11 protein-coding genes are annotated in these 11,759 nt (G+C 64.4%); 7 read left to right on the top strand and 4 right to left on the bottom strand.

The features are described 5' to 3' along the window. Nucleotides 1-246 (bottom strand): leucine zipper domain-containing protein (locus M729_RS1000000136905; RefSeq protein WP_027160991.1); only part of this gene is annotated, 246 nt, incomplete at its 3' end. 167 nt (nt 247-413) lie between these two features. Here M729_RS1000000136905 and M729_RS0105430 point away from each other — a divergent pair. Both M729_RS0105430 and glcF read left to right on the top strand, forming a co-directional pair. Then, entirely contained in the window at nt 414-1,619 is a 1,206-nt protein-coding gene (locus M729_RS0105430; RefSeq protein ID WP_027160990.1) for an FAD-binding protein, read from the top strand. Nucleotides 1,620-1,629: 10 nt separating this feature from the next. After that, nucleotides 1,630-2,955 carry a glycolate oxidase subunit GlcF gene (glcF, locus tag M729_RS0105425; protein WP_027160989.1) on the top strand — a complete coding sequence of 442 codons (1,326 nt, stop codon included), beginning with the start codon at nt 1,630-1,632 and terminating at the stop codon, nt 2,953-2,955. 18 nt (nt 2,956-2,973) lie between these two features. Here glcF and M729_RS0105420 read toward each other — a convergent pair whose 3' ends face one another. Next, entirely contained in the window at nt 2,974-3,894 is a 921-nt protein-coding gene (locus M729_RS0105420; protein ID WP_027160988.1) for a bifunctional 5,10-methylenetetrahydrofolate dehydrogenase/5,10-methenyltetrahydrofolate cyclohydrolase, read from the bottom strand. Between the two features lie 260 nt (nt 3,895-4,154). Continuing rightward, nucleotides 4,155-4,892, bottom strand: coding sequence for a L,D-transpeptidase (locus M729_RS0105415; protein WP_032808011.1), 738 nt, complete (start codon nt 4,890-4,892; stop codon nt 4,155-4,157). 214 nt (nt 4,893-5,106) lie between these two features. Between M729_RS0105415 and M729_RS0105410 the strand changes: the two genes are divergently transcribed. Further along, nucleotides 5,107-5,745 carry a DNA-3-methyladenine glycosylase I gene (locus M729_RS0105410; protein WP_013530355.1) on the top strand — a complete coding sequence of 213 codons (639 nt, stop codon included), beginning with the start codon at nt 5,107-5,109 and terminating at the stop codon, nt 5,743-5,745. 2 nt (nt 5,746-5,747) lie between these two features. Here the strand turns inward: M729_RS0105410 and M729_RS0105405 are convergent, their stop codons facing one another. Next, nucleotides 5,748-5,999 carry a hypothetical protein gene (locus tag M729_RS0105405; protein ID WP_024502332.1) on the bottom strand — a complete coding sequence of 84 codons (252 nt, stop codon included), beginning with the start codon at nt 5,997-5,999 and terminating at the stop codon, nt 5,748-5,750. 248 nt (nt 6,000-6,247) lie between these two features. Between M729_RS0105405 and hisS the strand changes: the two genes are divergently transcribed. From hisS to M729_RS0105385, 4 genes are all read left to right on the top strand, one after another. Then, the gene (gene hisS / locus M729_RS0105400) at nt 6,248-7,750 is read left to right on the top strand and encodes a histidine--tRNA ligase (protein ID WP_027160986.1); all 1,503 of its coding nucleotides are present in this window, start codon (nt 6,248-6,250) and stop codon (nt 7,748-7,750) included. A gap of 60 nt (nt 7,751-7,810) precedes the next feature. Then, complete coding sequence (locus M729_RS0105395) at nt 7,811-8,932, top strand: ATP phosphoribosyltransferase regulatory subunit (RefSeq protein WP_027160985.1); 1,122 nt, start codon at nt 7,811-7,813, stop codon at nt 8,930-8,932. Continuing rightward, nucleotides 8,929-9,627 (top strand): ATP phosphoribosyltransferase, encoded by a 699-nt coding sequence (gene hisG / locus M729_RS0105390; protein WP_027160984.1) that lies wholly within the window; start codon nt 8,929-8,931, stop codon nt 9,625-9,627. The genes M729_RS0105395 and hisG overlap by 4 nt, the downstream gene beginning before the upstream one ends. A 332-nt stretch (nt 9,628-9,959) precedes the next feature. Beyond that, entirely contained in the window at nt 9,960-11,732 is a 1,773-nt protein-coding gene (locus M729_RS0105385) for an AMP-binding protein (protein ID WP_027160983.1), read from the top strand. Nucleotides 11,733-11,759: the final 27 nt, after the last annotated feature.

Genomic DNA, 11,759 nt, shown 5'->3' with positions numbered 1-11,759 from the left:
CTGGCGCATGCCAAGAACCGCCGCCTCCACTGCATCCGGGCTGCGCCCCGGGCTCGTCGTGGGGCGACGCGATTGCTCCGCAAGCCCGGCCTCGCCATGGGCGCGATACCGCGCAATCAACTTGTGACCACAGGTTCGGCCGATCCCGAAACGACGACAAAGCGCACTGACATTGCTGCCTTCCTGCACGGCAAGACGCACAAACTCCAACTTCCCATCCATCACGCTGGTGTCCCCAAATGGCATCGCGAACCTCCCGGCGCAGAGCACGCCAAACTGTTCGCGATGTCCTCGCACACCTGTTCGCGATGTCCCCGGTCCAAACACCCCCTTGAGGGGGAGATGTCCGGCAGGACAGAGGGGGGCGCCACGGAACTCGGCATATCCGAACTCGCATCTGGCGCGGTCTCTTCATGACCACCTTCACCCCGACCACCCCATCCGAAGTCCTCTCCACCATAGCCTGGGCCGTGGCGGAAGAGGCGCCGCTCGAACTCCTCGGCCATGGCTCCAAGCGTGGCATCGGCCGGCCGCTGCAAACCGAACACACGCTCGACCTGTCGAAATTATCTGACGTCACGCTCTATGAACCGGCTGAACTGGTGCTGTCGGCCAAGGCAGGCACACCGTTGGCCGAGATCGAAAAACTGCTGGCGGAAAACGGCCAGCAGCTCGCTTTCGAGCCGATGGATTACGGCCCGCTGCTTGGTGGCGAACCGGGCAAAGGTACGATCGGCGGTGTGCTCGGCGCTAACCTCTCCGGTCCGCGCCGGCTCAAGGCGGGGGCCGCGCGCGACCATGTCCTGGGCATCAATGTGGTGTCCGGTCGTGGCGAGGCCTTCAAGTCGGGCGGTCGCGTGGTCAAGAACGTCACCGGCTATGACATGTCGAAGCTGATGGCCAACAGCTGGGGCACGCTGGCCGTCTTCACCGACGTCACCTTCAAGGTGCTGCCGGCAGCCGAGACCGAAGTCACGCTCGCCATCCGTAGCCTGCTCGACGATGCCGCGGCCGCCGCCATGGCCCTGGCGCTTGGCTCGAGTGCTGAAGTATCGAGTGCCGCCCACCTGCCGGAGCGGATCGCCGCGCGCGTCGCCAGCGGCAGTCTCGGCAGCGAGGCCGCCACGCTGCTGCGCGTCGAGGGTTTCGGCCCGTCGGTCGCCTACCGCATCGCCGCGCTGAAAACGCTGCTCGGCAATGCCGGCCCGCTGGAGGAGATTGGCGGCGAGGTTTCGCGGCTGATCTGGCGCGACGTTCGCGATTGCAGGCCTTTCGCCGACGGCAGCGAGAAGCCGGTCTGGCGCATCTCGATGACGCCTTCTCAGAGCCACCAGATGGTCCTGACGCTGCGCATGCAGGCCGCCGTCAGCGCCTTTTATGACTGGCAGGGCGGACTGGTTTGGCTGCGCATGGAACAGGGCGATCCGGAAGCCGCTCTGCTGCGCGGGCTGTTGAGGAAACATGGCGGCGGCCATGCGACGCTGGTGCGCGCCGCACCCTCGCATCGCGCCGCTCTACCGGTGTTCGAGCCGCAGCCGCCCGCTCTTGCTGCACTATCGGCGCGCCTGAAACAGGAATTCGACCCCAAGAATATCTTCAATCCCGGCCGCATGGCCTAGGACATCAGCGATGCAGACCAATTTTTCGCTTGCCCAGCTTGCCGATCCGCATGTCGCGGAATCGGAAAAGATCCTGCGCAAATGCGTGCATTGCGGCTTCTGCACCGCGACGTGCCCGACCTATGTGACACTCGGCAACGAGCTCGATTCACCGCGCGGGCGCATCTACCTGATCAAGGACATGCTGGAAAACGGCCGTCCGGCCGACAAGCAGATCGTCACCCATATCGATCGCTGCCTGTCGTGCCTTGCCTGCATGACCACCTGCCCGTCGGGCGTCAACTACATGCATCTGGTCGACCACGCCCGCGCCCATATCCAGGAGACCTACAAGCGGCCACTGCTCGACCGCCTGACCCGCGCCATGCTGGCCTTCGTGCTGCCCTATCCCCAGCGGTTTCGCGCCGCGCTCAAGCTGGCGAAGCTGGGCAAACCGTTCATCGGCCTGTTCGACAAGGTTCCGGCGCTGAAGCCGCTCAGTGCGATGCTCAAGCTCGCACCGGCCTCGATCCCGGCAGCTTCGCCGATGGCCTCGCCAGGCATCCATGCCGGGCAGGGGACCAAAAGAGGCCGCGTCACCATCCTCACCGGCTGCGCGCAATCGGTGCTCGATCCCGCCATCAACGAGGCGACGATTTCGCTGCTGACACGGCTCGGCGTCGAGGTCTTGGTGCCGCCGGGCGAAGGCTGTTGCGGTGCGCTGGTCCATCATATGGGGCGGGAACAGGCCGCGCTTGCCTCGGCGAGGCAGAATGTCGACGCCTGGACACGCGCCCTCGACCAGGGCGGGCTCGATGCCATCGTCATCACCGCCTCGGGCTGCGGCACGACGATCAAGGACTACGGTTTCATGCTGCGGCTCGACCCGGCCTATGCCGACAAGGCCGCGCGCGTCTCGGCACTGGCCAAGGACGTTACCGAATATCTCTCGACCCTCGACCTGCCCGAACCGGTTCGCAAGCCGGGCACTGTCGTTGCCTATCACTCGGCCTGCTCGATGCAGCACGGCCAGAAGATCACCCGCCAGCCGAAAGAACTGCTGGCCAAGGCCGGCTTCATCGTGCGCGAGCCGCGTGAAGGACATCTCTGCTGTGGCTCCGCCGGCACCTACAACATCCTGCAGCCCGAGATCTCGGCCAAACTGCGCGACCGCAAGGTGAAAAACATCGAGGCGACGGGGGCTTCGATCGTTGCCACCGGCAACATAGGCTGCATCACGCAAATCGCTTCCGCCGCGAAGATGCCGGTGGTGCACACGATCAAGCTACTCGACTGGGCTTATGGCGGGCCGAGGCCGGAAGGTGTTCTGGAAGAGACCCTGATCGCGGCGGAATAGGACGACCTTGGCGGGCGCTTACTCCGCCGCGAGCCTGTCCGCCGTGCCGTAAGTCGCCTCGTAGAGCGCGCGCTGGCGGCTGAGCGCGACCATGGTGTTGCGCAGCAGGATGGCGACCGTGATCGGGCCGACGCCGCCCGGCACCGGGGTGATCCAGGAGGCGACCTCGCGCACGCTTTCAGTGTCGACGTCGCCGACGATGCGGCTGGAGCCGTCGGGGGCGATTTCGGAATTGATGCCGATGTCGATGACGGCAGCGCCCGGCTTGACCATGTCGGCCTTGATCAGCCGCGGCTTGCCGACGGCGACGAACAGCGCATCGGCGCGCCTTGCATGGGCGGCGACCGATCGCGTCATGTGGTGGCAGACCGTCACCGTCGCGCCTTCGCTCATCAACAGGAAGGCGATCGGCTTGCCGACGATTTCCGAATGGCCGACGATGACGACTTCCAGTCCCTTGAGGTCGAGGCCGGTCTCCTTCAGCAGCTCGACCGAGGCGGCCGCCGTGCAAGGCGCGAGATCGAGCTGGTTGTAGACGATGTTGCCGATTGAGGCCGGATGCATGCCTTCGACATCCTTCAGCGGATGCACCGCCGCTTGCAGCGTCTTGATGGGGATATGCGCTGGCACGGGCCGCTGGATGATGATGCCGGTAACGCGCGGATCGGCATTCAGGCCGTGGATCGCAGCTTCCAACTCGCCTGCTGTGATGGTGGCGGGAAAGCGCCGTTCCTCGAAATCGATACCGGCGAGCTCAGCCTTGGCGCGCTGGTTGCGCACATAGACGTCCACCGCATCGGTGTCGCCGACGGTGATCGAGATCAGCTTGGGCGGAAAACCCTCGGCTTTGGCGATCGCTGCGTCCTCGGCAACGGCGGCGATGATGCGCTGGGCTACCGGGCCGCCCTTGAGATAACGGCTGTCTTCGGACAGAGGCATGGGTGAACTCTTTTGTGGAACTTGCCACCGAGATAGCAAAAGAATGCGGCAAAGGGCAGCATGAAAGCGAACCGCTATGCCCGTTGCGCGACGCGTGGGTGGCCTTTTGCCCTCGATTTCTGCTCAAAACGGAAAGGGCAGCGCGGTTTCCCGTGCTGCCCTTCCTGACCGGCCGCATCCCCATACGGCCCGTCCCCCGTATCCCTAAACTGGCCTCGAAACGCGGACTGCTTTGCCGGCCAGGTGATTCGCAAGGACTATTATATCACCTCGACCGTGGTTCCGACATTGACCCGCTCATAGAGATCGACGACGTCCTCGTTGCGCATGCGGATGCAGCCCGACGACACCGCGCCGCCGATCGTCCACGGCTGGTTGGTGCCATGGATGCGGTATTCGGTGGTGCCGAGGTAGAGCGCACGGGCACCAAGCGGGTTCTCCATGCCGCCGGCAAGATAGGTCGGCAAATAGCGGCCCTTGGCGGCTTCGCGCTTGATCATCTGGGCCGGCGGGCGCCAGTCCGGCCACTCGCGCTTGTTGGTGATCTTGTGCGTACCCGACCATTCGAAGCCCGGCTTGCCGGTGCCGACGCCATAGCGCCTTGCCTTGCCGTTCTTCTCGACCAGGAAGAGGAAATTCTGCGTGGTGTCGATGACGATCGTGCCCGGCTTCTGGCCTCCGTCATAGTCGACTTCCTGCGGCAGGTAGATCGGGTTGATCTGAGGACGCGCGACCATGCGCTTGGCCGGCGGCTGCACCGCCGCCGTCTGCACCCGGTCGGGCTGCGCCGGGCGCAGGCGTCGCTGCTGCTGCACCACCTGCCGGTTCTGGCGCACGATGCCGGGCGCATGGCCAAGCTGCAGCACCCAGGGTGCGGAAAGGTCGGGGCTCACCATCACCGGCGGCCTGTCGGCATAGCGGTCGCCGGCGGTTGAGGGTGTGACGCCGGCGGCAAACACAGCCACGGCGCCGAGCACGGGAAACAACACTGTCTTCATCGTAACGCACCTTGATCGTCTGATACAAACGGGTGGAAACGTCCTCCCGGTTCGGCGATCATTGGCGCGCAAGCAGCAACCGAAACATGAATCGGAATGCGTAAAATGCGGCTTTGTCAGTAAACCTTTTGGTGTGGTTACCGCCGGGTTCAGGAATCTGGTAAAGCCGCAGTAAATGCCGCGCAAAAGCGCGTTAACGAACGGATTTTGGCCTATGGACAAGGAACACACCGGCCTGCTCGCCGGCCCCGACGGTGTCGCGCGCTGCTTCTGGCACGGCAATCTGCCCGACTATCTGCACTATCACGATCATGAATGGGGCCGGCCTGTGGCCGACGACCGCAGGCTGTTCGAAAAGATCTGCCTGGAAGGCTTTCAGTCGGGCCTGTCGTGGCTGACCATACTGCGCAAGCGGGAGAATTTTCGCGAAGCCTTCGCCAATTTCGAATTCGACAAGGTAGCAAGCTTCACCGACAAGGATGTCGAGCGCCTGCTCGGCAATGCCGGCATCATCCGCCATCGCGGCAAGATCGTCTCGACCATCAACAACGCCAGGCGCGCCCGCGAAATGGTGGACGAATTCGGCTCACTGGCCGCCTGGTTCTGGAAGTTCGAACCCGGCAAGGACGAGCGGCCGCAAATCGTCGACCTCGCCCATCTGCGCGCGAACCCGACAACGGCCGTCTCGGTGCGGATTTCGAAGGAGCTGAAGAAGCGCGGCTGGAGCTTTGTCGGCCCGACCACGGTCTACGCCTTCATGCAGGCCATGGGCCTGGTCAACGACCACCTCGAGGGCTGCGCCTGCCGCCAAGAGGTCGAGAAGCAGCGGAAGGCTTTCAGGCGGCCGAAATAGGCTCAGGTGCCGTTGGCGCTGGCCAGCACCAGGCCGGCGACGATCGCCACCACCGTGGCCAGGGTCGGATAGATCACCAGCAGGCCGGTCATCAACGCGTCGCGCATGGATGGTCCCTTGCCGGTGTCGGCGGGTACTTCGAACGGTCCGGCAGCCTGGCTGACCATTTTCGGGACGTTGATGTCGGCCGGGCGCAAGCGTGCGGACAATCCGGCATCGCTGTCGATGGCATGGAATCTTGCTGTGCTGGTCATGGCCGCGAACCCCTCATTTCCCGCGCTTTATCGGCGGCGATTGTGTCGGCACGATGCCGCACGCATGGCGGGATTGTTTCATTTGCGGTCCGGATTGGTTTCAAGGAGGTGCGGCGTCGCCTTCTCTCATCGGCAGCGCCAGAGGTCTGACCCTTGCCGCATCCGACCTCTTCGGTTAGGACACCCGCGTTGCGAAAATCGCAACATTGCCGACCTGCAAGCATCATAAAACGCCGAGCAAACACCCCATGGCCGATAAATCGGAAAAGACGAAAGCGCGACTGCCGCGCGGCTTTGCCGACCGCAGCGCCGAGGACATCCGCGCCGTCGAGAAGATGATGGCGACGATCCGCTCGGTCTATGAGCTTTACGGCTTTGAGCCGGCCGACCAGCCGCTGATCGAATACACCGATGCGCTCGGAAAATTCCTCCCCGACCAGGACCGGCCGAACGAAGGCGTGTTCTCCTTCCAGGATGACGACGATCAGTGGCTGTCGCTGCGCTACGACCTGACCGCGCCGACGGCGCGTTATGTCGCCGAGAATTACGAGCGGCTGCCAAAACCTTACCGCAGCTATCGCTCAGGCTGGGTGTTCCGCAACGAGAAGCCCGGCCCCGGCCGCTTCCGCCAGTTCATGCAGTTCGATGCCGACACGATCGGCACGCCGGGTGTGGCCGCCGACGCCGAAATGGCCATGATGATGGCCGACGTCATGGAAGCGCTGGGCATCAAGCGCGGCGACTACGTCATCCGCGTCAACAACCGCAAGGTGCTGGATGGCGTGCTGGAGGCGATCGGCCTTGGCGGCGAGGAGAATGCCGGCCGCCGGCTGACGGTGTTGCGTGCGATCGACAAGCTCGACAAGCTCGGGCCGGAAGGCGTGAAGCTTTTGCTTGGCCCGGGCCGCTGGGACGGCGGCAAGGAGGGCGAAGGCGACTTCGCCAAGGGCGCCGGGTTGAACAACGGGCAAGCCGAGGCGGTTCTTCTCGCGACTGCGAGGACTATACAGGCCGGCCAGGATTCCATGGTCAGTTCGAACGCGATCTACCAGGAAGGCGTCGGCGAACTCGCCACGATTGAAGCGCTGGTCAGGGCGGCCGGATATGACGAAGACCGGATTGCCATGGACCGCTCGGTCGTGCGCGGCCTCGAATACTACACCGGCCCTGTCTTCGAAGCCGAGCTTCTGGCCGAAATCCCCAACGAAGACGGCCAGATCGTGCGCTTCGGTTCGGTCGGTGGCGGCGGGCGCTATGATGGCCTCGTCTCGCGCTTCCGTGGCGAGCCGGTGCCGGCAACCGGTTTTTCCATCGGCGTCTCCAGGCTGATGACCGCGCTGAAGAACCTCGGCAAGCTTGATGCCTCGGACGTGATTGCGCCGGTCGTCGTGCTGGTGATGGACAAGGACACCGACAGCCTCGGCCGCTACCAGAAGATGGTGGCGGAGCTGCGCGCCGCCGGCATTCGGTCCGAAATGTATCTCGGCGGCGCCGGCATGAAGGCGCAGCTCAAATATGCCGACCGCCGCGGCTGTCCGGTCGCCATCATCCAGGGCGGCGACGAGCGCGCCAAGGGCGAGCTGCAGATCAAGGATTTGATCGAAGGCGCGCGCATGTCTGCCGAAATATCAGACAACGCCGAATGGCGCGCCGCACGCCCGGCGCAGGTGACGGTGGCGGAGGGCGAGCTGGTCGTCGAGGTGAGGAAGATATTGGCGGCGCAGGCTGAGGAGAGGGCGCGTGGCAAGTAGAGGCCGCGTTGGCGCCTCTGGTTTGGGACCAGAGGGTCGTGCAGCACTGAGGTCAGCAAGTTGACCTCCCGCACCCCCGCCATCTCCACCGACATCACCAACCTTTTCGCCACGCGCAACACGCATGCGGTCGAGGTCGCCATATTGCAGCCGGCGGACCCGTTCCTCGACATGGCCGGCGAGGATCTGCGCCGCCGGATTTTCCTGACCGAAAGCGAGACCGGCCAGACATTGTGCCTGCGGCCGGAATTCACCATCCCGGTCTGTCTCGACCACATCAGCTCGCAGGCCGGCACGCCGCGCCGTTATTCCTATCTGGGCGAGGTGTTTCGCCAGCGCCGCGAAGGCGGCAACGAGTTCTTCCAGGCCGGCATCGAGGATCTCGGCGACCGCGATACCGCGCAAGCGGATGCCCGCTCGGTGGCCGACGCGCATGCGCTGCTGTCGCTGGTGCTGCCTGGCCAGGCATTGGCGATCACGCTTGGCGACCAGACCATTTTCGAGGCGGTGCTGGCCGCCCTTGGGCTGCCGCGCGGCTGGCGCATGCGTCTTGCCCGCGCTTTCGGCTCGGCGCCGATGCTTGAGGCGGCACTCGCCGATCTCGCCAACCCGCCGCGCAACAGCCAGCTCTCAGGTCCGGTCGCCGCTCTGGTCCTCGACGGTGATCTGGACGGTCTTTCCGCCCATATCGCCAGCGGCATGGAAGAGGCCGGCCTGTCGGCGTCCGCCGGACGCTCGCCGTCCGACATTGCCCGGCGGCTGATCGAGAAAGCCGAATTGCGCAGCGTTCGGCTGTCGAGCGAGGCGTTTTCCGCGCTGAAGGATTTTCTGGCGATCGACGTTCCGCTTGATGGTGCGGCCCAGGCACTGGAGACCTTCGCCACCGGCGCAGGGCTGTCGCTCGATGTCGCGCTGGAAAAGTTCGCTGCCCGCGCCAAGGCGATCGAAGCGCATGGCTTGCCGGCCGATAAAATCCGCTACGACGCCGCGTTCGGCCGCCCGCTCGACTACTACACCGGCCTGGTTTTCGAAATCGCGGCGGACAATGGCGACCGGCCGCTGGTCGGCGGCGGCCGCTATGACCGGCTGCTGACCTTGCTTGGCGCCAAGACGCCGATCCCCGGCGTCGGCTTTTCCGTCTGGCTCGACCGCATCGAGGCGTTGCGGGAGACGGCGCCATGATCACGCTGGCGATCCCATCCAAAGGCCGCCTGAAAGAGCAGGCGCTGGACGTGCTGGCCAAAGCCGGGTTAGCCGTCAGCCTGCCCGGCGACGAGCGCAAATACCACGCCCGCGTCGAGGGCCTGGACGATGTCGAAGTGGTGTTCCTGTCGGCTTCCGAAATATCAGGCGAGATCGGCCAGGGTGCCGTCGATCTCGGCATCACCGGCGAGGACCTGGTGCGTGAAAACCTTGCCGACTGGGAGAGCCGCGCCGAAATCGTCGCCCGTCTCGGTTTTGGCCATGCCGATGTCGTGGTGGCCGTGCCGGACATCTGGCTCGACGTCGACACCATGGCCGACCTCGACGACGTCGCTGCCGATTTTCGCCAGCGCCATGGCCGGCGGCTGCGCATCGCCACCAAATACTGGCGGCTGACCCAGCAATTCTTCTCGCAGAAGCACGGCATCCAGGTCTACCGCATCGTCGAGAGCCTGGGGGCCACCGAAGGTGCGCCGGCGGCGGGTCTGGCCGATGTCATCGTCGACATCACAACCACCGGCTCGACGCTGCGCGCCAATCATCTCAAGGTGCTGGGCGATGGCCTCGTCCTGCGCTCGCAGGCTTGTCTCGTGGCATCCAGGAAGACACGGCCGGCGGCCGATGAAGCGGTCCTGCGCGACATCGCGGCGAAGATGGCGACTGCGGTCGGATAGCGGCGGGCCTTCGCCCGCTGCCCCTCAGGGCTCTGAACCGGCTTGAAAACCCTGACGGCGGCCGTCCCGCGGTGTCGGTAGCCTTGCGCCGGGGCTTTCCTGTATAGGAATTATTTCCTTGATTGGTGAGGGCAGCTATGCTACATTTTTGCCCATGGTGCTGATTTGCGCCAGTGACCGCCGCCCAGGCGGGTTTTTGCGTTTGATGTTCATCAACCAACGAAGGGCCCCGAAGCGTCGTGGGCCGGATCGTTGCCCTGCCACGACTATCGGCGGGATTTTCACCACCCCCTCAGGCTGATAGGCTCGGCCAATCCCGGGAGGAGAGAGCGATGCCGGTCAATCTCGACGAGCTGAAGAATGCCAGCAATCTGCGCGGACGCGGAGCGCGAGCGGGCGGTGTCTTCGTCGCACCCGTCGATGGTAGGGCGCATGTCTCTGGCGAACGCAGCGTGCCGCTGCTCGACAACACCATCCCCGCGCTGTTTTCCGACACGGTCAGCAAATACGGCACGCTCGACGCCGCCGTCTTCGTCGACCAGAACAAGCGCTTCACCTGGAGCGAACTTTCGGACACGGTGGATGCGCTGGCTGCCGGCTTCCTGGCGCTGGGCCTGGCAAAGGGCGATCGCGTCGGCATCTGGTCGCCCAACCGCTGGGAATGGCTGGTGACGCAGTTCGCCACCGCCCGCATCGGCCTGATCCTGGTCAACATCAACCCGGCCTATCGGTTGACCGAGCTCGACTATGCGCTGAACAAGGTCGGCTGCAAGGCGCTGGTCACCGCTGCCAGGTTCAAGACGTCAGATTATCTCGGCATGATCGAGACGCTGGCACCCGAGATCGCCAAGGCCACGCCGGGCAAGCTCAAGGCACAAAAACTGCCGGCGTTGAAGATCGTCATCCGCATGGGTGACGAGAACTCGCCCGGCATGTTCAATTTCGGTGATGTGCTGGCCATGGCCGGGCGTGACGAGCATGACAGCCTCGACCGCATCTCTGAGAAGCTGAAGCCGGGCGAAGCCATCAACATCCAGTTCACCTCAGGCACCACGGGAGCCCCCAAGGGCGCGACGCTGACCCACGGCAACATCGTCAACAACGGCAACTTCGTCACTTCGGCGATCAAGCTGACCGCCGACGACCGGCTCTGCATACCAGTGCCGCTCTACCACTGCTTCGGCATGTCGATGGGCACGATGGGTTGCGTCTCGAAAGGCGCCACCATGGTTTTCCCGGGAGAAGGGTTCGACGCCGGCGCCACGCTGAAGGCGGTGGCTCAGGAACGCTGCACCGGGCTCTATGGCGTACCGACCATGTTCGTTGCTCTGCTGGATCATCCGGATTTTTCCGCCTTCGATCTCTCCAGCCTGCGCACCGGCATCATGGCCGGTTCGCCATGCCCGATCGAGGTGATGAAAAAGGTGGTGTCGCTGATGCATATGGAACAGGTGACCATCGCCTACGGCATGACCGAGACCAGCCCGGTGTCGTTCCAGAGCGGCGTCGACGACCCCTTGGAAAAGCGCGTCTCGACCGTCGGGCGGATCCACCCCCATGTCGAGGTCAAGGCGGTCGATGCCGATGGCGCTACAGTTGCGGTCGGCGTACCGGGCGAGCTTTGCACGCGCGGCTATTCGGTGATGAAGGGTTACTGGGACGACGACGACAAGACCCGCGAGGCGATCGACGCCGACGGCTGGATGCACACCGGCGACCTCGCCACCATCGACGCCGAGGGCTATTGCAACATCGTCGGCCGGGTCAAGGACATGGTCATCCGCGGCGGCGAGAACGTCTATCCCAGGGAGGTCGAGGAATTCCTCTACCGCCATCCAAAGGTCAAGGAGGTGCAGGTGTTCGGCATTCCCGACGCCAAATATGGCGAGGAGCTGTGCGCCTGGATCGTGCTCAAGCCCGGCCAGATCGCCACCGAGCAGGAGGTCAGAAACTTCTGCGCCGGCCAGATCGCCCATTACAAGATCCCCCGCCACATCCGCTTCCGCACCGAATTGCCGATGACGGTGACCGGCAAGCCGCAGAAGTTCTTGATGCGCGAGGCGATGGTGGAGGAGCTGGGCTTGGTGGCGCAGAAGACGGCGTGAACGGGTGAACGCTTCGATCTGTCGGTG

The organism is Mesorhizobium sp. WSM1293, from assembly GCF_000513875.1.
In the GTDB taxonomy this organism is placed as follows: domain Bacteria; phylum Pseudomonadota; class Alphaproteobacteria; order Rhizobiales; family Rhizobiaceae; genus Mesorhizobium; species Mesorhizobium ciceri.
The sequence above is the reverse complement of the archived record's forward strand: the minus strand, read 5'-3'. Positions and strand labels throughout refer to the sequence as shown.